General features: G+C 39.0%; 24 protein-coding genes and 1 pseudogene (1 of these 25 only partly in view). 15 read left to right on the top strand and 10 right to left on the bottom strand.

The window, feature by feature from the left end:
* From nagA to TZ96_RS02315, 14 genes are all read left to right on the top strand, one after another.
* Positions 1-809, top strand: the 3' portion of a protein-coding gene (nagA, locus tag TZ96_RS02380) for an N-acetylglucosamine-6-phosphate deacetylase (protein ID WP_045762732.1). The gene continues 343 nt to the left of window position 1, outside the view; 809 of the gene's 1,152 nt are visible here — the last part of the coding sequence; its start codon lies off the left edge, out of view; the stop codon is at positions 807-809.
* A gap of 139 nt (positions 810-948) precedes the next feature.
* Positions 949-2,007, top strand: coding sequence for a zinc-dependent alcohol dehydrogenase family protein (locus TZ96_RS02375; protein ID WP_000649456.1), 1,059 nt, complete (start codon positions 949-951; stop codon positions 2,005-2,007).
* A gap of 137 nt (positions 2,008-2,144) precedes the next feature.
* Positions 2,145-2,522 (top strand): DUF1033 family protein, encoded by a 378-nt coding sequence (locus tag TZ96_RS02370; protein WP_007555701.1) that lies wholly within the window; start codon positions 2,145-2,147, stop codon positions 2,520-2,522.
* A 58-nt stretch (positions 2,523-2,580) separates the two neighbouring features.
* Positions 2,581-3,522, top strand: a complete 942-nt coding sequence (comGA, locus tag TZ96_RS02365) for a competence type IV pilus ATPase ComGA (protein ID WP_045762731.1) — start codon at positions 2,581-2,583, stop codon at positions 3,520-3,522.
* Complete coding sequence (gene comGB, locus TZ96_RS02360) at positions 3,443-4,486, top strand: competence type IV pilus assembly protein ComGB (protein WP_075230449.1); 1,044 nt, start codon at positions 3,443-3,445, stop codon at positions 4,484-4,486. Before comGA ends, comGB begins: the two co-directional genes overlap by 80 nt.
* On the top strand, positions 4,487-4,810 hold the full coding sequence (gene comGC, locus TZ96_RS02355) for a competence type IV pilus major pilin ComGC (RefSeq protein WP_045762729.1): 324 nt from the start codon (positions 4,487-4,489) through the stop codon (positions 4,808-4,810).
* On the top strand, positions 4,773-5,207 hold the full coding sequence (gene comGD / locus TZ96_RS02350; RefSeq protein ID WP_045762728.1) for a competence type IV pilus minor pilin ComGD: 435 nt from the start codon (positions 4,773-4,775) through the stop codon (positions 5,205-5,207). The genes comGC and comGD overlap by 38 nt, the downstream gene beginning before the upstream one ends.
* Positions 5,170-5,472: a competence type IV pilus minor pilin ComGE gene (gene comGE, locus TZ96_RS02345; RefSeq protein ID WP_045762727.1), complete on the top strand. Its 303-nt coding sequence runs from the start codon at positions 5,170-5,172 to the stop codon at positions 5,470-5,472. Before comGD ends, comGE begins: the two co-directional genes overlap by 38 nt.
* Positions 5,435-5,896, top strand: coding sequence for a competence type IV pilus minor pilin ComGF (gene comGF / locus TZ96_RS02340; RefSeq protein WP_045762726.1), 462 nt, complete (start codon positions 5,435-5,437; stop codon positions 5,894-5,896). Before comGE ends, comGF begins: the two co-directional genes overlap by 38 nt.
* Positions 5,874-6,311, top strand: coding sequence for a competence type IV pilus minor pilin ComGG (gene comGG, locus TZ96_RS02335; RefSeq protein WP_045762725.1), 438 nt, complete (start codon positions 5,874-5,876; stop codon positions 6,309-6,311). Before comGF ends, comGG begins: the two co-directional genes overlap by 23 nt.
* Positions 6,312-6,420: 109 nt before the next feature.
* Positions 6,421-7,122, top strand: a complete 702-nt coding sequence (locus TZ96_RS02330) for a histidine phosphatase family protein (RefSeq protein ID WP_045762724.1) — start codon at positions 6,421-6,423, stop codon at positions 7,120-7,122.
* A 189-nt stretch (positions 7,123-7,311) separates the two neighbouring features.
* Positions 7,312-9,018 (top strand): ABC transporter ATP-binding protein, encoded by a 1,707-nt coding sequence (locus TZ96_RS02325; RefSeq protein ID WP_045762723.1) that lies wholly within the window; start codon positions 7,312-7,314, stop codon positions 9,016-9,018.
* Between the two features lies 1 nt (position 9,019).
* Complete coding sequence (locus TZ96_RS02320) at positions 9,020-10,786, top strand: ABC transporter ATP-binding protein (protein ID WP_045762722.1); 1,767 nt, start codon at positions 9,020-9,022, stop codon at positions 10,784-10,786.
* A gap of 288 nt (positions 10,787-11,074) precedes the next feature.
* On the top strand, positions 11,075-11,764 hold the full coding sequence (locus tag TZ96_RS02315; RefSeq protein ID WP_045762721.1) for a gamma-glutamyl-gamma-aminobutyrate hydrolase family protein: 690 nt from the start codon (positions 11,075-11,077) through the stop codon (positions 11,762-11,764).
* Positions 11,765-12,044: 280 nt separating this feature from the next.
* Here the strand turns inward: TZ96_RS02315 and TZ96_RS02310 are convergent, their stop codons facing one another.
* The 4 genes from TZ96_RS02310 to TZ96_RS02295 all read right to left on the bottom strand — a co-directional run bounded on the left by TZ96_RS02310 (position 12,045) and on the right by TZ96_RS02295 (position 14,657).
* Positions 12,045-13,262, bottom strand: coding sequence for a tyrosine-type recombinase/integrase (locus tag TZ96_RS02310; RefSeq protein WP_001291561.1), 1,218 nt, complete (start codon positions 13,260-13,262; stop codon positions 12,045-12,047).
* An 81-nt stretch (positions 13,263-13,343) separates the two neighbouring features.
* Positions 13,344-13,547, bottom strand: coding sequence for an excisionase (locus tag TZ96_RS02305; protein WP_000814511.1), 204 nt, complete (start codon positions 13,545-13,547; stop codon positions 13,344-13,346).
* 460 nt (positions 13,548-14,007) lie between these two features.
* The gene (locus TZ96_RS02300) at positions 14,008-14,238 is read right to left on the bottom strand and encodes a helix-turn-helix domain-containing protein (protein ID WP_000857133.1); all 231 of its coding nucleotides are present in this window, start codon (positions 14,236-14,238) and stop codon (positions 14,008-14,010) included.
* The gene (locus TZ96_RS02295; protein ID WP_000804885.1) at positions 14,235-14,657 is read right to left on the bottom strand and encodes a sigma-70 family RNA polymerase sigma factor; all 423 of its coding nucleotides are present in this window, start codon (positions 14,655-14,657) and stop codon (positions 14,235-14,237) included. Before TZ96_RS02295 ends, TZ96_RS02300 begins: the two co-directional genes overlap by 4 nt.
* Before the next feature lie 503 nt (positions 14,658-15,160).
* Here TZ96_RS02295 and TZ96_RS02290 point away from each other — a divergent pair.
* Entirely contained in the window at positions 15,161-15,514 is a 354-nt protein-coding gene (locus TZ96_RS02290) for a helix-turn-helix transcriptional regulator (protein ID WP_001227347.1), read from the top strand.
* A gap of 59 nt (positions 15,515-15,573) precedes the next feature.
* Here TZ96_RS02290 and TZ96_RS10060 read toward each other — a convergent pair whose 3' ends face one another.
* The 6 genes and pseudogenes from TZ96_RS10060 to TZ96_RS02265 form a co-directional block, all read right to left on the bottom strand.
* The gene (locus TZ96_RS10060; protein ID WP_011058338.1) at positions 15,574-15,759 is read right to left on the bottom strand and encodes a cysteine-rich KTR domain-containing protein; all 186 of its coding nucleotides are present in this window, start codon (positions 15,757-15,759) and stop codon (positions 15,574-15,576) included.
* A 100-nt stretch (positions 15,760-15,859) separates the two neighbouring features.
* The gene (tet(M), locus tag TZ96_RS02280) at positions 15,860-17,779 is read right to left on the bottom strand and encodes a tetracycline resistance ribosomal protection protein Tet(M) (RefSeq protein ID WP_002414694.1); all 1,920 of its coding nucleotides are present in this window, start codon (positions 17,777-17,779) and stop codon (positions 15,860-15,862) included.
* Positions 17,780-17,794: 15 nt separating this feature from the next.
* Positions 17,795-17,842 (bottom strand): annotated as a pseudogene (locus TZ96_RS11100) (hypothetical protein); the annotation flags it as partial.
* Between the two features lie 313 nt (positions 17,843-18,155).
* Positions 18,156-19,091, bottom strand: coding sequence for a conjugal transfer protein (locus TZ96_RS02275; RefSeq protein ID WP_045762720.1), 936 nt, complete (start codon positions 19,089-19,091; stop codon positions 18,156-18,158).
* Complete coding sequence (locus TZ96_RS02270) at positions 19,088-20,089, bottom strand: lysozyme family protein (RefSeq protein WP_014262668.1); 1,002 nt, start codon at positions 20,087-20,089, stop codon at positions 19,088-19,090. Before TZ96_RS02270 ends, TZ96_RS02275 begins: the two co-directional genes overlap by 4 nt.
* Entirely contained in the window at positions 20,086-22,263 is a 2,178-nt protein-coding gene (locus TZ96_RS02265; RefSeq protein WP_045762719.1) for a CD3337/EF1877 family mobilome membrane protein, read from the bottom strand. The genes TZ96_RS02270 and TZ96_RS02265 overlap by 4 nt, the downstream gene beginning before the upstream one ends.
* Positions 22,264-22,265: the final 2 nt, after the last annotated feature.

Below are 22,265 nucleotides of genomic sequence, written 5' to 3'. Positions count from 1 at the left end.
AAGAAGCATCTGGCGCTAAGATTCGTGGTATTTATTTTGAAGGACCATACTTCACCGAAGAATTTAAGGGAGCTCAAAATCCTGCCTATATGAAAGATCCACGTATGGATGAGTTCCGTGCTTGGCAGAAGGCTGCTAATGGTCTTCTTAATAAAATTGCTCTTGCACCTGAACGTGATGGGGTTGAGGACTTTGTACGTACTATTACTGGTGAAGGTGTAACTGTTGCTCTTGGTCACTCTAATGCTACCTTTGATGAAGCTAAAAAAGCTGTTGATGCTGGGGCTAGTGTTTGGGTTCATGCCTATAATGGAATGCGTGGTTTAACACACCGCGAACTTGGTATGGTTGGTGCGATGTATGAGTTACCACACACTTATGCAGAATTGATTTGTGATGGCCATCACGTGGATCCTAAGGCCTGCGAAATTCTTCTTAAACAAAAGGGAACTGAAAATATTGCCCTTATCACTGATTGTATGACAGCCGGTGGTTTGCAAGATGGCGATTATATGTTAGGTGAATTTCCAGTTGTAGTTGCAAATGGGACTGCTCGCCTTAAATCTACAGGTAACTTGGCAGGTTCCATTCTCAAACTTAAAGATGGTTTGAAAAATGTCGTTGAGTGGGGAATTGCAAATCCTCATGAAGCAGTCATGATGGCTAGTCTGAACCCAGCTAAATCAGTTCATATCGATGACGTCTGTGGACAAATTCGTGAAGGCTACGATGCAGACTTTATCGTGTTAGATAAAGATTTGGAATTAGTAGCAACTTATCTAGATGGTGAAAAACGTTATCAAGCATAATCTAAAAAGTAGAAACGATTTTCGTTTCTTCTTTTTTTAAATAAATTTGTTATTTCTTTCACAAATTACTTGATTTTTGTATTGGAAAGGCTTACAATTATGATATAAATAATACAAATAAAAAAGCGGAGGATTGCTTATGAAAGCTTATACTTACGTTAAACCAGGCCTTGCGTCATTTGTTGATGTAGACAAACCAGTTATTCGCAAGCCAACAGATGCTATTGTGCGTATCGTTAAGACTACTATTTGTGGTACAGATCTTCATATTATTAAAGGGGATGTTCCTGCTTGTAAGAGTGGGACTATCCTAGGACATGAAGGAATTGGTATTGTAGAGGAAGTCGGAGCAGGAGTTTCAAACTTCAAAAAGGGTGATAAGGTTTTGATTTCTTGCGTTTGTGCATGTGGCAAGTGTTACTATTGTAAAAAAGGAATCTATGCTCACTGTGAAGACGAAGGTGGATGGATTTTTGGACATTTGATCGACGGTATGCAAGCAGAATATCTTCGTGTGCCTCATGCTGACAATACTCTTTATCATACTCCAGCTGACTTGTCTGATGAAGCTTTGGTTATGTTATCTGATATCTTGCCAACTGGCTATGAAATTGGTGTCTTAAAAGGGAAAGTTGAGCCTGGTTGTAGTGTAGCTATCGTTGGTTCAGGGCCAGTTGGATTGGCAGCTCTTTTGACGGCACAATTCTATTCACCAGCTAAATTGATTATGGTGGACCTAGACGATAACCGCTTGGATACTGCAGTTTCTTTCGGTGCTACTCATAAGATTAATTCTTCAGACCCTGAAAAGGCAATTCAAGAAATTTATGATCTGACAGATGGTCGAGGTGTAGATGTTGCTATTGAAGCTGTTGGTATTCCTGCAACGTTTGATCTCTGCCAAAAGATTATCGGTGTAGATGGAACAGTAGCCAACTGTGGTGTGCATGGTAAACCAGTTCAGTTTGATTTGGACACTCTTTGGATTCGTAACATTAATGTTACTACTGGATTGGTTTCTACCAATACAACTCCTCAGCTTTTGAAAGCTTTAGAAAGTCATAAAATTGAACCTGAAAAATTGGTAACTCATTATTTCAAACTTAGTGAAATAGAAAAGGCCTATGAAGTATTTAGTAAGGCCGCCGATCATCATGCGATTAAAGTGATTATTGAAAACGATATTTCAGAAGGTTAATCTTGTTTTTAAATCCAGTTATTTGTTTTTGAATAGCTGGATTATTTGAAAATGTTATATAATTCGTGAAAATGAGCAAAATTCTTTCATTGTTCTCAAAATTTCGCTATAATATACGGTACAAAGGAAGTTAAACTATGTATCGAGTTATAAAAATGTACGGAGATTTTGAACCGTGGTGGTTTATAGAAGGCTGGGAAGACGACGTCATTGCGAGCAAAAAATTTGATAACTATTATGACGCCTTGAAATATTATAAGTCTTGTTGGTTTGAGTTAGAAAAGGAAATTCCCCTTTACAAAAGTAGAGGAGATTTGATGACTATTTTTTGGGATCCAGAAGATAAACGCTGGTGTGAAGAATGCGATGAATTTCTTCAGCAATATCATTCCTTGGCTTTGTTGGAAGATGGTCAAGTCATTCCTGATGAAAAATTTAGACCTGGTTACGAAAAGCAGACTGGTTTAGAAATCCACCGTACTTGTCGCATAAAAAAAGAAGAAACAACTTTTTAATGAAGTTGTTTCTTCTTTTTTTATATTTTCTTCGAATAATAAGAATGAGGAGGAAGATATGGTACAAACACTTGCACAAGAATTGATTACACTGGCCAAAAAACAGGGAGCTCAGGACATCTATTTTGTTCCTAAAGAAAAGACTTATGAGCTACATATGCGAGTTGGAGATGAGAGACATTTGATTAACACCTATGACTTTGAAAAGTTGGGTGCTGTCATTAGTCACTTTAAATTTGTTGCGGGGATGAACGTTGGAGAAAAACGCCGTAGTCAGCTTGGTTCCTGTGATTATCAGCATGGAGACAAGGTTTCTTCATTACGTTTATCGACGGTGGGAGATTATCGTGGTCATGAGAGTCTAGTAATCCGACTTTTGCATGATCAAGAACAAGAGTTGCGCTTCTGGTTTCAGAATCTTATGGAACTGGAAAATGGCTTTAGGCAACGCGGACTTTATCTTTTTGCAGGCCCCGTAGGAAGTGGCAAAACTACTTTGATGCATGAATTAGCCAAGTCATTGTTTAAGGGACAACAGGTCATGTCCATTGAAGATCCAGTAGAAATTAAGCAGGAAGAGATGCTGCAATTACAGCTCAATGAAGCTATCGGACTGAGCTATGAAAACTTGATAAAACTTTCTTTGCGCCACCGTCCAGATCTTTTAATCATTGGAGAAATCCGGGATAGCGAAACAGCCCGTGCTGTTGTACGAGCTAGTCTGACCGGTGCCACGGTATTCTCGACAATCCATGCCAAGAGTGTTCGTGGAGTCTATGATCGTCTTTTAGAACTTGGCGTCAGTGAAGATGAACTCGCAGTTGTTTTACAAGGTGTTTGCTACCAGAGACTAATCGGGGGAGGAGGAATTATTGATTTTGCAAACGAAAATTACCAAGAACACCAGGCAGAAAAGTGGAATGGACAAATTGACCAGCTTCTTAAAGACGGACATATCACTGCCCTCCAAGCTGAAACGGAGAAAATTAGCTACCAGTAAGCAGAAGAAAATCATCACTCTCTTTAACAATTTATTTTCCAGTGGTTTTCATCTGGTAGAAATCATTTCCTTTTTAGATAGAAGTCTCTTGTTGGAAAAGGAATATGTATCGCAAATGCGTCTAGGACTCTCGCAGGGAAAATCCTTCTCGGAAATGATGGGGACTTTAGGTTTTTCAAGTTCAATTGTCACGCAACTTTCCTTGGCTGAAGTTCATGGGAACCTTCATTTGAGTTTGGGGAAAATTGAAGAATATTTGGATAATCTTGCTAAGGTCAAGAAGAAGTTAATTGAAGTTGCGACCTACCCACTTATTTTGCTAGCTTTCTTACTGCTCATTATGATGGGTTTGCGAAATTATCTCTTGCCTCAACTGGATAGTAGCAACATAGCTACTTTAGTGATTAGTAACCTACCGCAGATTTTTCTTGGTATTACTCTATTGCTAGGTCTAGTATCTTTAACAGGACTGATATTCTACAGAAAATCTAGGAAGATACAAGTCTTTTCTTTTCTAGCTAGAATCCCCTTTCTAGGTGTGTTTGTTCAGTATTATCTAACTGCCTATTATGCTCGAGAATGGGGAAATATGATTGGTCAAGGTCTGGAGCTATCACAGATTTTTCAGATGATGCAGGAGCAAGGAAATCCTCTTTTTAAGGAAATCGGACATGATTTATCCCTGTCCTTGCAAAATGGGCATGAATTTTCTATGGTTGTGCAGGATTATCCTTTCTTTAGAAGAGAGTTGGGACTAATCATTGAATATGGAGAGGTCAAGTCCAAGTTGGGGAGCGAATTGGAAATCTATGCAGAGAAAACTTGGGAGGCATTCTTTACTCGAGTTAATCGTACGATGAACTTAGTTCAACCCCTGGTCTTTATTTTTGTAGCTCTGCTAATTGTTTTATTGTACGCAGCTATGTTGCTGCCCATGTATCAAAAAATGGAGGTAAATTTTTAGATGAAAAAAATGTTGATGAAATTAAAAGAAGCCAAGGTGAAAGGATTCACTCTTGTGGAAATGTTAGTGGTCCTCCTTATCATTAGTGTTCTACTCTTACTGTTTGTGCCAAACCTAACTAAGCAAAAGGATGCAGTGAATGACAAGGGGAAAGCAGCAGTCGTCAAGGTGGTAGAAAGCCAAGCCGAACTCTATACTCTAGATAAAAATGAGGATGCTAGTCTAAGTAAACTTCAGGCAGATGGGCGCATCACTGCTGAGCAAGCAAAAGCCTATAAGGAATACCATGCAAAACAAGGAACAAGTCAAACAGTTGCGGATTAGGGCTTTTACTATGTTAGAAAGTTTATTGGTCTTAGGGATAGTCAGTCTGTTAGCCTTGGGTTTGTCAAGTTCAGTTCAATCCACTTTTGCGGCTGTGGAAGAACAAATTTTCTTTATGGAGTTTGAGGAACTTTATCGAGAAACCCAGAAGCGAAGTCTGGCTAGTCAGCAGAAGATCAACTTAATTTTGGAAGAGAGAAGTATTGGAAATGGCTATCAGAAATTAGCCATTCCAAAAGGGATTCAATTGCAGTCCAATCAGTCAATCACCTTTGATAAGGCTGGAGGAAATTCGTCTCTTGCAAGTGTGAGATTTCAAACAAGGAAAGAAGTAGTTCGCTACCAACTATATCTAGGAAATGGAAAGATTAAACGTATTCAAGAAGCAAAAAATTAAGGCGGTTATTTTACTGGAGGCAGTGATTTCACTAGCTGTTTTTGCCAGTATTGCAACCCTCTTGCTGGGGCAGATTCAAGAAAGTAGACGACAGGAAGCAAGACTATTAGAACAGGAAGAAGTTTTGCTAGTGGCTCGTATGGCTTTGCAGACTGGACAAAAGCAGTTGACTGTCAATGGGCTTACAGTTCATGTTGTCTCGAATGAGCGAGGTTTGGAGGTGTATCATGGGACTGAAAAATTACTGGCGATTCAAGACAAGTAGAGTCAGGGCTTTTACGCTTTTAGAATCCTTGGTTGCTCTTATTGTGATTAGTGGAAGTTTGCTCCTCTTTCAAGCCATGAGTCAACTCTTGGTTTCAGAAGTTCGCTACCAGCAGAAAAGTGAGCAAAAAGAATGGCTCTTATTTGTGGATCAGCTGGAAGCAGAGCTGAATCGAGCCCAATTTGAAAAAGTAGAGAATGATAGACTTTACCTCAAACAGGATGGGAACCCCATTTCCATGGGAAAATCAAAGTCAAATGATTTTCGAAAAACAGATGCCAGTGGACGAGGCTACCAGCCGATGGTTTACGGTCTGAAATCAGCTCATATTTACCAAAACGGGCAAAATGTTCATTTTAATTTTCAGTTTGAAAAGGGGCTAGAGAGGGAGTTTATCTATCGTGTGGAAAAAGAAAAAAGTTAGGGCTGGAGTTCTCCTTTACGCAGTTACTATTGCTGGAATTTTTAGTCTCTTGTTACAGTTTTATCTGAATCGACAAGTGGCTCATCATCAGGATTATGCACTGAATAAAGAAAAACTCCTTGCCTTTGCAATGGCTAAGAGAACCTATGAAAAAGCTAGTTCTGAGAGTGGTCAGCAGTTATTTAATGTAGGAAAGGCAACTTATCGTAATGACCAAAAGGGATTTACAGCGATTGTTGACACCGGAAAAAATCAGTTTGAATTTCAATTTCCAACTTTGAAAAAGACCGACGATAAGACGAAGAAAACAGAAAAAAAGTCAAAAGAAGAAAGCGAGAAGAAAAAAGAACAACAGGTTAAAAAAGAAACCACTGAGCCATCTAAAGTTGCTCCTTCTAAGAATGATAAGACATAGATTATCAGATTTGTAAAATCTAGTTTAAGTGGTGATGTTGGACTCAGTGGGTTAGGACAAGGCTTTTGCACGAAATCATGCTATAATAGATACATATGGAGGACGGAAAATGTCAAGTGTAAAATTGTATCTAGTGCGTCATGGAAAAACAATGTTTAATACGATTGGGCGTGCTCAAGGTTGGAGTGATACTCCACTGACAGCTGAAGGGGAACGAGGCATTCATGAATTGGGGATTGGCTTGCGTGAGTCTGGTTTAAGATTTGAGCGTGCTTATTCAAGCGACTCTGGACGGACCATTCAGACTATGGGAATTATCCTTGAGGAGCTTGGTTTAACAGGACAAATTCCTTATCGTATGGATAAGCGAATCCGTGAATGGTGCTTTGGTAGTTTTGATGGTGCTTATGATGGAGACCTTTTTATGGGCATCATTCCTCGTATCTTTAATGTCGATCATGTGCATCGTTTGTCCTATGCTGAGCTAGCTGAAGGTCTGGTAGAAGTGGATACAGCAGGCTGGGCTGAAGGCTGGGAAAAACTAAGTGGGCGTATCTGGGAAGGGTTTGAAGCCATTGCTAAGGAAATGGAAGCTAATGGGGGAGGAAATGCTCTCGTAGTCAGCCATGGAATGACTATTGGAACCATTGTTTATTTAATCAACGGAATGCATCCGCACGGCCTTGATAATGGAAGTGTGACGATTCTCGAGTACCAAGATGGTCAGTTCTCAGTCAAGATTGTTGGCGACCGTAGCTACCGTGAAATTGGACGAGCTAAACTAGAGGAGCAAGCTAGTTCAAAACAATAAAGATTCGGTTCTCAATTAGAAGATTTTTAAACGATTTTATAGAATGCTGATGTCATAATTGTACAAGCTTGCGAGAGCTGAGTGCTTTGACAATAGCATTCTTTTTTGTTAGAATAGCATCAACATGAAAGCATAAGAAGGGACTGACAGAGTTGTCGTTCCCTTTTGTCTATCTTAGAAGGGGGAAATATGCTGTTTCAGAAAATAAAAGCCTATAAATGGCAGGTTCTAGCTTCCTTAATTATGACAGGTCTAATGGTAACGAGTTCACTCTTGCAACCACGTTATTTGCAGAAAGTTTTAGAGGCACTGCTAACAGGTGATAATGAAGCTATTTATCATATTGGTTTTTGGTTAATCCTTGTTGCCTTGATTGGTTTGATTGCAGGTGGCATCAATGTTGTGTTAGCCGCCTATATTGCTCAAGGAGTTTCGTCAGACTTACGGGAAGATGCCTTTCGTAAGATTCAAACTTTTTCATACGCCAATATTGAGGAATTTAACGCAGGGAATCTTGTTGTTCGTATGACCAATGACATCAACCAGATTCAAAACGTAGTCATGATGACCTTCCAAATTCTCTTTCGACTACCACTTTTGTTTATCGGTTCCTTTATATTAGCAGTTGTCACCCTACCTTCTCTGTGGTGGGTGCTGGTTCTTATGGTCGTTCTGATTGTTGCCATAATGGGTTTTATGATGGGAGTGGTGGGACCACGCTTTTCAAAGTTCCAGACCTTACTAGAGCGTATCAATGCCATTGCTAAAGAAAATTTACGTGGTGTACGCGTGGTTAAGTCTTTTGTCAGAGAAAAAGATCAGTTTGATAAATTTACGCAGGTGTCAGATGAATTGTTGGGAGAAAACCTTTATATCGGTTATGCCTTTTCTGTTATGCAACCTGCAATGATGTTGATTTCTTACGGGGCTGTTTTTCTCTCAATCTGGCTTGTAGCAGGTATGGCAGAGTCAGATCCATCAGTCGTTGGTTCCATTGCTTCCTTCGTGAATTATCTGAGTCAGATTATCTTTACTATCGTTATGGTCGGATTTTTGGGGAATTCAGTTACTCGTGCCATGATTTCCCTTCGTCGTATTCGTGAAATCCTGGATACAGAACCGGCTATGACTTTCAAGGATGTGGAAGATGAAGAATTGGAAGGAAGTCTCAGTTTTGAAAATGTAACCTTCACCTATCCAAATGATGAAGAACCTATCCTAAAAGATGTATCTTTCGATATTGCAGCTGGTGAGATGGTTGGGGTTGTCGGAGCAACTGGTGCAGGTAAATCAACCTTGGCTCAGTTGATTCCACGACTGTTTGATCCTCAGCAAGGTTCGATCAAAATTGGTGGAAAGGACATTCGTACAGTTAGTGAAGGGACACTTCGCAAGACAGTCTCTATCGTTCTACAAAGAGCCATTCTCTTTAGTGGAACCATCGCAGATAATCTCAGACAAGGAAAGGGAGATGCGACAGTTTCAGAAATGGAACGCGCAGCTCGTATTGCCCAGGCGAGTGAATTTATTAGTCGCATGGAATTGGCTTTTGAAAGTCCGGTTGAGGAACGTGGAACTAACTTTTCTGGTGGACAAAAACAAAGAATGTCCATTGCGCGTGGGATTGTCAGCAATCCTCGTATCTTGATTTTCGATGATTCAACTTCTGCCCTTGATGCCAAATCAGAACGTTTGGTCCAAGAAGCTCTCAACAAGGATTTGAAGGGGACGACTACTATTATCATCGCACAAAAGATTAGCTCTGTTGTTCATGCTGATAAAATTTTAGTGCTTGACCAAGGGCGTTTGATTGGTCAAGGTAAGCATGCTGACTTGGTTGCAACAAACCCAGTTTATCGTGAAATTTACGAAACGCAAAAAGGAAAGGAGGAGTAGGATGAAGACATTTGAATTTTTTTGGAACTATTTTAAAGTTTACAAGATATCCTTTATCGTTGTCATTGCTATGATTATTATTGCAACGGTAGCACAAGCCCTCTTTCCAGTGTTTGCAGGTCAAACAGTCACAGAGCTGGCTAACTTGGTTATAGCCTATCAAAATGGTAACCCAGATATGGTTTGGCAAAGTCTCCTAGGACTCCTGCTCAATCTTGCCTATATTTTAATCGTTTTAGTAGTTTCTAGTCTTATCTATATGGTCTTGATGAGCCGCATTATTGCCGAATCTACAAATGAGATGCGTAAGGGACTTTTTGGCAAGCTTTCTCGCTTGACGGTTTCCTTCTTTGACCGCCATCAAGATGGGGATGTCCTGTCACGTTTTACCAGTGATTTAGATAATATTCTCCAAGCTTTCAACGAAAGTTTAGTGTCTGTCATGACAAATATTGCCCTTTTTATTGGCTTGCTGATTGTCATGTTCGTAAAAAATGTCACCTTGGCTTTAATCACAATTGCCAGCACTCCAATAGCTGTTATCATGGTCTTCTTTATCTTAAAGCTAGCACGAAAATACACCAACCTCCAACAAAAAGAAGTTGGGAAACTCAATGCTTATATGGATGAGAGTATCTCTGGACAAAAAGCCGTTATTGTTCAAGGTATCCAAGAAGATGTGATTGCAGGTTTTGTTGAGCAAAATGAGCGTGTTCGAAAGGCCACTTTCAAGGGAAGAATGTTTTCAGGAATTCTTTTCCCTGTTATGAACGGGATGAGCTTGGTCAATACAGCTATTGTTATTTTTGTAGGTTCAGCTGTCTTACTGAATGATAAGGACATCGAGACAGCAACTGCTCTGGGTTTGATTGTCATGTTTACCCAGTTTTCTCAGCAATATTACCAACCCATTATCCAATTAGCGGCGAGCTGGGGAAGTTTGCAACTGGCCTTTACAGGTGCAGAACGTATCCAAGAAATGTTTGATGCAGAAGAAGAAATTCGTCCTCAAGATGCTCCAGTCTTTAATGAATTAAAAGAAGGTGTGGAGATTCGTAACGTGGACTTCTCCTACCTGCCAGGAAAACCCATTTTGAAAGATGTTAGCATTTCAGCTCCAAAAGGAAAAATGATTGCGGTAGTTGGTCCGACAGGTTCAGGAAAAACAACTATCATGAACTTGATCAATCGTTTTTATGATGTTGATGCAGGAAGTATCAGCTTTGATGGCAGAGATATCCGAGAATTTGATTTGGATAGTTTGCGAAGCAAGGTGGGAATTGTCCTACAGGATTCTGTTTTGTTTAGCGGAACTATTCGTGACAATATTCGATTTGGAGTACCAGATGCCAGTCAGGAAATGGTCGAAGCAGCAGCTAAAGCTACACACATCCATGACTACATCGAAAGCCTGCCAGATAAGTATGATACTTTGATTAATGATGACCAGAGCGTCTTCTCAACTGGCCAAAAACAGTTGATTTCCATCGCCCGTACCTTGATGACAGATCCGCAGGTCTTAATCTTGGATGAGGCAACATCAAACGTTGATACTGTAACAGAAAGCAAGATTCAAAATGCCATGGAAGCTATTGTGGCAGGAAGAACTAGTTTTGTGATTGCCCACCGCTTGAAAACTATTCTCAATGCGGATCAGATTATTGTCCTTAAGGATGGTCAAGTTATCGAACAAGGAAATCACCATGAATTACTCAAGCTTGGAGGATTTTACTCCGAACTGTACCATAATCAATTTGTTTTTGAATAATACTCTTCGAAAATCTCTTCAAACCACGTCAGCGTCCCCTTGCCGTATATGTGTTACTGACTTCGTCAGTTCTATCCACAACCTCAAAACTGTGTTTTGAGCAACCTGCGGCTAACTTCCTAGTTTGCTCTTTGATTTTCATTGAGTATAAGCAAAAAAGTTGTCCTAATTTTGGGCAACTTTTTCTGATAAAAAAATTTTATCACGGACTTAAAAAATACATATTAGACAGGAGTGGGCAAGGATGATAAGATAAGATTATCAATGGAAAAGGAAAGGAAATCAGTGATGGCAAGAACAGTTGTTGGAGTAGCGGCAAACCTATGTCCCGTGGACGCAGAAGGAAAAAATATTCATTCATCAGTCTCTTGTAAATTCGCTGAGAGTATTCGTCAGGTTGGCGGACTTCCTTTGGTGATTCCAGTTGGTGATGAGTCAGTTGTCCACGACTACGTAGAAATGATTGATAAGCTTATCTTGACTGGAGGACAAAATGTTCATCCTCAGTTTTATGGTGAGGAAAAAACGATTGATAGTGATGACTATAATCTAGCACGCGATAAGTTTGAGTTGGCCCTTCTACAAGAGGCTCTACGTCAGAACAAACCAATTTTAGCCATTTGCCGTGGTGTTCAACTGGTTAACGTTGCCTTTGGCGGTACGCTCAATCAGGAGATTGAAGGTCATTGGCAAGGCCTACCTTTTGGGACTTCACATTCTATTGAGACAGTTGATGGAAGTGTTATGTCAAAATTGTTTGGTAAAGAAAGTCAAGTTAATTCAGTGCACCGTCAGAGCATTAAAGACTTAGCTCCAAATTTCCGCGTAACAGCAGTAGATCCACGAGACCAAACTGTTGAAGCAATCGAATCTATCGACGAACACCGTATTATTGGTCTCCAGTGGCATCCAGAATTCTTGGTCAATGAAGAAGATGGCAACTTAGAGTTATTTGAGTATTTATTGAATGAATTGTAACGACTAGAAATTTAGTTGTTTTTTTATTCGTTGTTTACGAATATTTATAGAGTTGCGTTTTTACGCAAACGTTTGAATTGTGACAAAAATTGGAAATTTTTAGTATAAACAAAGTATAAATTTCTAATTATCTTTTTATATTTTCTTAAATGCTCGTAAAGCCTTATTCTATGTGCTTTCGAGTATTTTTACTGTAGGAAGATACTTCACGTTTCTTTGCATATTTCCTCATGTCTTAGCTGTCAGAAGTGGTAAATAAGTAGTAAATTCATTTGTACTACTAAGCAACAAGACGCTCCTGTTGCTTCTCTTTATTCAAGCGTTTCATTTCTGCCATTGCAGAATCGAATGTTGCATGTGCGTAATAGTTCAGCGTCATGGCTATATTAGCATGTCCCATAATGTACTGTAATGCCTTTGGATTCATTCCTGCATTTGCATAGTTGGTACAGAATGTATGTCGCAAACTATGTGGAGTGATGTGTGGCAATTTATCCTCGTTATACTTATTGTATTTCTTAACAAGACCTTTCATCATGCCGTTGTAATCACTTGCCACTTTTGGATAGTTCTTTCTATTAAGAAAGAGGAAATCACTATATCCATCAATCTCAACACGCTTATCATTCTTTCGATTCGCTAACACTCGCTTAAATGCTTGATAGGCTTCTTCAACCATAGGAACTTGACGTTCGCCACTTTTGGTCTTTGGTGTTTCAATGTAGTACCCAATTTCAGTATCTCTCAATAGCTGATGGTCTATATTGACAAGACGATTCTCAAAATCTAAATCTGGAAGTGTCAAACCACCAAACTCTGAAATACGAAGACCTGTTTTTAAGAGTATCAGAATTTCATCATAATTTTTGCTGTAGGTTTTATCAGCTTTTGCAAAGGCTAACAGTTTTTCTTCCTGTTCTTCTGTTAGTACGGTCTTAGGGACAGTATCATCATCAAGAACTGCTTTCAGTTGAAAGTCAAATGGATTCTTCCGAACACAATCATCTTGTATAGCAATATAGAATGAAGCCTTTAAAGAACGTTTGTAGTTATTGATGGTTTGATAAGCATAACCATTTTCACTCATTCTAATAGCCCATTCTTTAGCGTCTGATGGCTTAATACTGTCAATACTTCTTACACCTAACTTGTCTTTCTTCAAAATATCCATAAGATATTTGCGTCCAGTTTCAGTGTTTTTTCTAACCTTTGGTCTTTGAGCGTTCTGTTTTGCGTAAAGCTGGCAGAGTGTCATTTTCTTTCCTACAACATCAATACCATCATGAATGTCTTTCTGTAACTCTGCGATTTTCTCTCTAAGTGAGATACAATCACGCTTTCCTGCTGGTACTCGGTCTGTAGCCACAAGTTTCCACGAGTAAACAAATTGCGGTTCTCCAAATGAATCTATATATTTGTATAAGTATCTTCCGTCTTTTCGTTGGCTCTCTCCAGTCTTTAAGATTCGACCTTTATTGTCACGTCTTTTTTCTGACATGGCATTTGCTCCTTTCCTTTATGGAAAGAGCCTTGATACGACTTAATACTATTTTATCATATACAAGACCCTTTGGCGACGCTAGATTGCGTCCAATGTATCTATAATTTTTTCAAATTGTTTTCGTTTAATCTGAATACGATTGCCATTCATAATCAGCCAATTTGCATTTTTATTTTCCTCTGCCAAGCGTCGTAGCTTGTTTTCGCCAATACGAAAATATTTTGACGCTTCTTCAATGGTTAGGGTATAACGTTCCCAAATAGGAATGTCAGTCTGCTTCATAAAATCCTCCTTTCCAAATCACTTATTTGGATTTCATAAAAGTTGTTTTACCAGCAATCGAACAGCTTTAGCAAAGCTCACGGGAGTTCCACCCCTGCATGGTTCTCATGTAGCCATACTCATTGCCTGCGACGGTTTTATCACGCTCGGACTATTGACTGTATGGGAGTATCATTATCACGATAAGAATGTCGTTGCAGGCAATCCTGCTAAAGATTGCTTCTCGGATCACTAACATGAATCGCTCGCTATCTTTATAAGATAGGTCATGGCGGTTAGTTCCGTTGGCTCTTTTCTTATCGAAACGTATTCGATTACTTTTATTCAGTTTTCAAAGAACAATGGCTCGTTAGCCTATCAAAACACATTGAAAGCTCAATATGCTTTGGTGGAATAACAAACCTCCCTGTTCGGGAAGCGTGGAATGGTTTAGCACGCTTCCACGAAAGGAGAGAGGATATTACTTAATTTCAAATGACAAAATCTTTGTAATCAGTCTGGTTTCCATTCTTCCACGTAAGACTTCATCAACGACCATACTTTGATTGCCATATTCATCTTTCATAAGTCGTAGGGAACGCTTCGTTATGTACCCTCTGTAATGATGTAGAATCTGGTTAATCGCTTCGGTATCGCCATCTGTTGCCTTTACAATGAGAGGAAAGGGAATCATAGGATATTGTGTTTTCATTCTTCAAATTCCTCCATAAACTTTTTAATTAAGGCTAGTCCACTGGTTCTATGCCGATAGACAGTAGAACGGTTCAATTTCAACAGGTCTGCAATTTCTGAATCGCTCATGTCCATAAAGTAAAACAGCAGTAGAATTTCACGTTTCTTGTCTGGCAACTCACGTAATGCTTCACTCAACAAATCATTTTCAACGCCTACTGATAACCCATTGAGTGTAAAAATCTGAAAGTCAGTTGAATAGTTATCTGTTGTCGCAAACTGGCTAACAAGATAATCGCCAACATCCGAAAAGGACACCTCACGCTTTGCAATCCTTGAAAGATAAAGCATATAATTCTTTCGCTCGTCTTCCATAGCACGTTTACAGATATAGTCAAACTGATTTTCTATTGTGGTCTGAAAAGAAGATGGTTTCATGTTTCTCACCCCCTTTCTGTCTAGGAAAGGAAGTGAGCCTTGCTCGTTTATCTCCTTTCACTCTTAGTCCCAATGTGAAAGGGGGATTTGTTGCATTACTGATAAATAAACTTTGTAAAAAAGTTCTGAATAGCCAAAAAAGCATATAAACAGATTTATTTCTCTGTTTACATGCTTCTGTTATTCTATCTATATGATTTATAAAACCACATTGGTGGACGTACTTATCTATTGCAGATAGACGACTTTTTTTGACAAGAACCCAATGTAAGGAAATTTATTGTATATGATGTACTTCATGGCGACGTTGACCTCCAACAAACCGCCATTTGGAAGTAATATACAATATTTTAACAGCGTAAATAGCACTACCATATAACGGTTTTTTTATTGGCGTTTAGTAGTGCTTTTTATTAAATATAAACCTATAAACCATATAACACGTTTTTCTATACCTGTTTTTAATTCAGTAGGAACAATAAAATGTATAGAGGTGGTCTACTATGCGTAAAAAAGAAGATAAATATGATTTTAGAGCCTTTGGTTTAGCCATTAAAGAAGCTCGATTGAAACGAGGTTTAACTCGTGAACAAGTGGGAGCATTGATTGAAATTGACCCACGGTACTTAACTAATATTGAAAATAAAGGGCAACACCCCAGCATACAAGTTCTTTATGACCTTGTATCGTTACTTCATGTTTCCGTTGATGAATTTTTCTTACCTGCTAATAACTTGGTAAAAAGCACCCGACGATTACAGATAGAGAAATACATGGATAGCTTTACAGACAAAGAACTATCCTTAATGGAATCTTTAGCCAGCGGTATCAACGAAGCAAGAAACATCGAAGACTAATTAAAAGAATCCATACATAACGGAAAGAGCCGATAAAATGAGATTGTATTAATCTCATTTTATCGGCTCTGCGTCTTTGCGTCTGGCTCTGTAATCACAGTTACTTTGAACTGCTTTATTTCAATTAAATTTTCTTGTCTGCATTTCGGACAATAGAGGGGGAATTTTTTTAATTCAGTATCTTCCCTTATCTTTAATCGTGTTTTATTTCCACATACAGGACACAATATCCACTTGTAGTTTATAATAACTATCTCCTCCTTTACACTTTAATTCAAATCTTTATTAAAAAATATTTCATCTTATTTAACAAGAAACCATATTTATATAACAACATAAAATACACTAAGTTATTTTATTGAACATATATCGTACTTTATCTATCCGACTATTTGGACGACGGGGCTGGCAAACAGGTTCACCGGTAGTAACATGGTACCCTTTTAACTCTGTTAAACAAACACTACGTCCATTTGTAAAGAAAGTTAAATCACTACGATATTCTTGAATACACCGAGCAGGGATTTCTCCACTAAGAATGACCTCATTATTTTTCAATTGAGTGTCTACGATGTTCGCACAATATTTAGGAGCATCGTTGTATGCTCGTGAAAGATATTCCTGTGGCGCATAAATTTTAAAACTAAGATATGGCTCTAACAATTCTGTTCCAGCTTTTTTTAAGACTTGTTCCAATACAATAGGAGCAAGCATCCGAAAATCTGCTGGGGTACTAACAGGGCTATAGTATAAGCCATACTTAAAACAGATTTTACAGTCCGTCACATTCCAACCATACAATCCTTGTTCACAGCCATAGCGTATCCCCTCCATAACTGCATTTTGAAACGATTGATTTAAGTATCCAAGAGAAACCGAGCTCTCATACTGTACTCCGCTCCCTAATGGAAGCGGTGCTACAGATAGACCAATGGAAGCCCAGAAAGGATTCGGTGGAACTTCGATGTGAATGGTATACTCTGCTTTTTTTAACGGTCTTTCCATATAAATGACTGTAGGCTCTTTTATTTCTATCTCCACATGATACTTTTCTTGCAGCAGAGCACAAGTCACTTCCATTTGTACTTTCCCTAAGAAAGAAAGTATGATTTCATGTGTCGCAGAATCCACATAATATCGCAGAAGCGGGTCACTGTCGGAGATTTCTAAAAGTGCATCAAGTAACATTTCCCTTTGTTGAGGTTTGCTCGGTTCAACAGTCGTTTGCAGCAGAGGGAGGGGATTTTCAATTCTCTCTCTCTGTGGCAATAGCTTTGTATCTCCAAGAACACTATTTAACTTCAAAAACTCATTCTGCAAAATAACAATTTCCCCGGAATAAGCCTTATCGATTTTACATAATTCACCATTTATTGAAGTATACATTTCTGTAATTTTTATTTTTTCCTTTTCCGATATTCTAACCGAATCTCGCAAATGCAGTACGCCACTATAAAGACGTATATATGCAAGACGCTGTCTTTTTTCCGAATACTCAATTTTGAAAACTTTTCCGCAAAGTTCAGACTGACCTCGATGTGTTGATGAATAAAATTTATTCGTAATCACTTCTATAAGGTTATCAATCCCTATATTGTTTTTTGCACTTCCGTGATAAACAGGGAACAGGGAACAATTATGAAATCTTATGCTTTCCTCTTGTTCGAGTTCTAATGCTTCCAATAATTTCCCAGACGTATATTTCTCCAAAAGGTAATCATTTCCTTCTATTACCATATCCCATTGTTCAGATTCGGTAAAGTTCATTACACGCATATTAGGATGCAGTTCTACCTTCTGTTTGATTACAATTTCCGCAGAAAGTTTCTCTTTAATATCCTGATAAACCGTTGATAAATCAATTCCATTTTGGTCAATCTTATTGATAAAAAAGATTGTGGGAATACCTATTTTCCTAAGTGCATGAAACAATATACGAGTTTGTGCTTGTACGCCATCTTTTGCAGAAATCAGTAGAATTGCCCCATCTAATACTGATAATGAACGATATACTTCTGCTAAAAAATCCATATGTCCTGGCGTGTCTATGATGTTTATCTTAGTATTTTTCCACTGAAAAGAGGTTATCGCCGTCTGAATTGTAATTCCTCTCTGACGTTCTAAAAGCGTATTATCCGTTTTCGTTGTACCTCTGTCCACGCTTCCTAATTCTGTAATCGCTCCACTGTTATATAATAAGCTTTCTGTTAAGGTAGTTTTTCCCGCATCAACATGAGCTAAAACTCCAATATTAATAATTTTCATGTGATTTTCCTCCATTCAAAAGCCCAAAAGGGCATAAAAATCCCAGTGATAAATACTCTTATCACTGGGATTTTTATGCATAACCATAGGCATACAAAGCATACAGATATTCTCCGGATACTTTAGAATCACATGATAAAGGTATTCTTAAACTGGGTACAAAAAACTAAGCCCTCCTAAAAAAGGACATCCAATTATTTGTTCCCACTATCAAATTGACAGTTTATTTAAGAATACCTTGCCGCATATTTATTAACTCCTTTTAAATAGATACTTAAATAATAGCACGTAAGAGCATATTTGTAAAGGAATCTCCAATTTTTTATCAAAGAGAGTACGTGATTACAAAATAGCTGTAATAATGTACCAATATTTGTTATTCTATAATCTTCCAATTACTCCCGTTCTTTTCAAGTACCAAATCAAATTGAGATACCTGCGTTGCTTTGGTCTGCTGGTCGATATACTCCACTGTCAGCGATACCGTGACTTGATTATCCTTACGATTGTGAATAGGATTTACCAGTTCTTGAAAGATGTACTCTTTTCCGATTGGTTTTAATATCCCGTCATTCACATAGTAGGAAAGTTCACTGGCTGTCGCTGTAGGATAGAGCTTGAAGAACGTCGTTAAAAACTCATTGATTTCATTGGTTGTAATGGAATCAACCGTCCCCTCACTTTCAATGGCTTTTGGTTTATAACTTGATTTCTTAGGTATGTTGGTAATGGTCGGATTCTTAACCAGTACCATATTTCCAGAACCATCTACATAGACACTCACTATATAAGCAGAGTGGACGGTCTTTGTATTTTCTCCCTCTGTAATGAGCTGGTCTACACTGTAGGTTACATTAAACTCATTGTCGCCAGTTGGCTCTACCGTCCATATCTGAAATCCTCTTACAGAAGACGATACAGGAATATCTTTGCGTACTGTATCAACATTGAGAGCTTGAAGTTCATCTGTCAGATAGCCTTTTAGACTTTCCATTCGATTATCAATGGACTTATCGGATTGCTCCCATGAATAGTAGACTTTCGCAAAGTTCTCTACAAAATTTTCTACATGATGAGTATCAACGTATTCCTTTTCTATGATAGTTGTTTCGTGAATAGTATGAGTATCTATAGCTGTAAAGTGCTTGAATATCGCAAAGCTGAAACTAAGCCCTAAAAGTACCCACAAGGCAATCACAACCTTTTTATGAGGATTGACCTTATAGTAGACACGAGGTTTCTTTTCCTTTGGTATCTGTTTTTCTTTATTCTGATTTTTTCTGAATTTCATCATTGAATCTTCCTTTCTCATTGTTTGATTCGTCCTGCTCTTACTAAATGCTGTTGCCAGTAGGAGCTTGTTAAGTAGGCATAGCCGATAGGGTCTCCTGCGTGAAACATTCGATTATCGCCAAGGTATATGCCAACATGAGTAATATAAGAACCAGCGTTATAGGTAGAATGAAAGAAAACTAAATCGCCGGCTTTTGCTTCGGATAGTGGGATATGTTGGGTCACATCATATTGTTGTTGTGCGGTTCGTGGTAATTTAATCCCAGCTTTGCCATACGTCCATTGTGTCAGTCCGCTACAATCAAATGAAGTAGTCGGGGAAGCTCCGCCATAGACATACTTCCAACCCTCATATTTCAGTGCTTCGTTCATGATGGCTTGTACCGTATTATCATTAAATTGAGTTGTGACAAGATACTGCGTAACAAGCTGAACATAAAACATATTGCCATAGTTATATCGCCAGCCCCCATTGATGGGTATGGCTATTGGATTGGGATAGGACACTTTTTCGCCATCTGAATATTCCTTAGAGAAACTTTGAGCCAGTTCAAAGGTATATTTGTTTCCACGATTAGCCACATACCCTAAGAAGCCACCGCCATAATTGTAGGACTGGATAACCGATTCCAAATCCACACCGAGCCTATCTCTACTGGCTAATAATTCACTGAAATACTTCACACCTTGCTTGATGGATTCTTCTGTACTCAATGAATTGGGTGGTAGACCAAGGGATTCCGAGGACTGCATAACATCTTCGGCAGTACCGCCCGATTCCACCTGTATAATAGCAAGCAGTACATTGACGTATTCTTCAATGCCATATTCTCTAGCGTATTTTTCTACCATAGGCTTATGAGCCAGCACTTCTGCGGAAACATTCACACCGCCATAGTGAATGTTTGAAAAACCGCCATCTTGTTCATCTGAAAATAAAATGGCAACAAACAGAAGTAGTGAGAAGACCATCAAGAATAGCCCAGAACCACCAATCACTAAAGCTTTCAGTTTCATGGTTTCTTACTGCCTTTCTTGATAGTGGCGGATTTTATTGGTGGTCTATTTCTAAGGTTTTGACTTTGAACTCTTTGAACAGTAGACGGACGCTCTTTTGTGACTGGACGTTGTGAAGCTCTGTCTGCTGGTGTAGTTGAAGTTGCTGGCTTTTGAACGGTTTTTTCTTGAACGGTATTGCCTTGGCGTTCCACTTTTGGACTTGAAAAATCGGACTTAACTGCTGGACGCTCTTGTTTGGCTTGTTGAGATTCCTTATATGAAGTCTGAATATTAGACTGTTTTGAGGTCTGTTCATCATGATATTGTTCTTGTCTTGTAGTCGGTCTTTCATGAACAGAAGAAGCAGGCTGTTTTTTCTGTTTGACCTGTTCCATTTCAGAGCGACGCTTCGCAATGGTTTTTCGCCTTTGTTCCTGCTGTTCCTTGCGTCCACTGGCTCTGTCCGCTTTGGTTTGAGAAATACTACTGGTTAAATCACGGACATTCTCTTTTACTTTGGATTTTCCTTGATATACTGCATATCTTGCATTGGTCGGCAAATCTTTAACCTGTTCTTTCAAACCACTAGCAGTGTCTACCATTCTGTCTTTGGTATCAGCTACTGTACCGATGGTTTGACCGATACGTTTTCCAAGTGTTGATTTTTCCTTTCCGTCTGGTCGGGAGTGATCTGCTTGTGTCCTTGCAGAACTCCCCGAACCCGACTGTCCTTTTTTACCTGTAACAATGGCAGACCCAGCCCCTAGAGTAGTCATGGAACGTCCAAGTTTCCGCTGTAGACGGTGCATGTGAGCGTGCATAAGCATACGAGGTTTTCTCATCACACGACTTCCCACACTTTGAGAATCGTTACTCTGTAGAGAAAACATACTCATTAAATCGCCCAGCTTGAAGTAGATTCCTGCAAAGGTCACAATCTGTAGAAAAGCAATCAAAAAGAACGGATAACCAGCCGATAAGGTATAGAGCATGGTTGAAATACTAAATGCTGTCGTAATAATCAATGTGATTCCAGCTCGTGTCAAAATGGTATTAAAGAGCTTTGTTATGGCTCGTTTTGACATACCATCAAATGATGGAATCATGCTTAAAATAAAGCTCACAGGCAGAAACATAGCATAGATGATAAAAAGTACCTGCGAGAAAATCATGATTCCTGTTAATAGGAATACAAATATGGAAATCCCAATATTGAAGACAAATAGGAAGAAGACTGTACCTAAACGGTTAATGGTCTTTGTAATGGTTAGATTGGTATTGCTTCTGTCTTCAATTTCTTCCGCAACAATTTTTTCTCTGTCTTCGCCATTGTTGGAATCTGGGCTGGTGGAGAGCAGGCTTTCCACACGGTCAATACCGATACTTTCAATGTCTGAACTGTTGTATTGAAGCAGTAGCCACGGTTGCTGAACCTGTATGGAAAACAGGCTATCTCTGATTAAGTCCACGCTGTCCTTGCCTTGACTATCGGAATGGGGCATGACAATCTTCGTGCCAAGTGATAAACTGGCATTACTGATGTCTGATGAAAAGTCATTGATTTTTTTAATGTAGTCGGGAGCGTAGGCAATAAAGGAAGCCGATAGGATAAACACCAGCACAAAATTCATAATGGCATGAATTGCCTTTGTGGTTTCTCTCTTTATCAGTCCCGTATAGGCAACATAAACCCCAAGAACCAAAATCAAGAGTAAGAGGAATCCAACATAGAAACCCTCTGTTGAAAATCCGTTTGCACTCACACCAGCTAAGGTCTGCATATTCTTACCAATGGAATCTGCTGTAGCGGAAATGAAGTCTAAGGAATAGGCTTCCTGTACTAAGTAACCTGTCGCATTGGAAACATACAAACTGATTGTCCAAATAAAATTGGTAATGGCATATAGTCCATACATGACCTGTTTTCCAATCCCGTCCGACCAGTTCCACGGAAGCCAGCCCCAGCTATTATCCACATAAAAATCCAGTTGATAGTTTTCAAGTGGGTATCGGCTGTATTCATTTGCCACATTGACCGTATCATCTACCAAGCCCGCAGCTTGAACCACCGTTCCCAGCATGGCTAAAAGAAAAATGGCAATCACAAGTGTGAAAGCCACTGTCATTGCCACTTTACCTAGACGTTTCAGCGTCCAGTTTGATTTTATTCTGTTTACTATTGATGGTTTCACAT

Source organism: Streptococcus infantis (assembly GCF_000963255.1).
Taxonomy (GTDB): Bacteria; Bacillota; Bacilli; order Lactobacillales; family Streptococcaceae; genus Streptococcus; species Streptococcus nidrosiense.
This window is presented reverse-complemented; position numbering and strand designations above follow the sequence as displayed.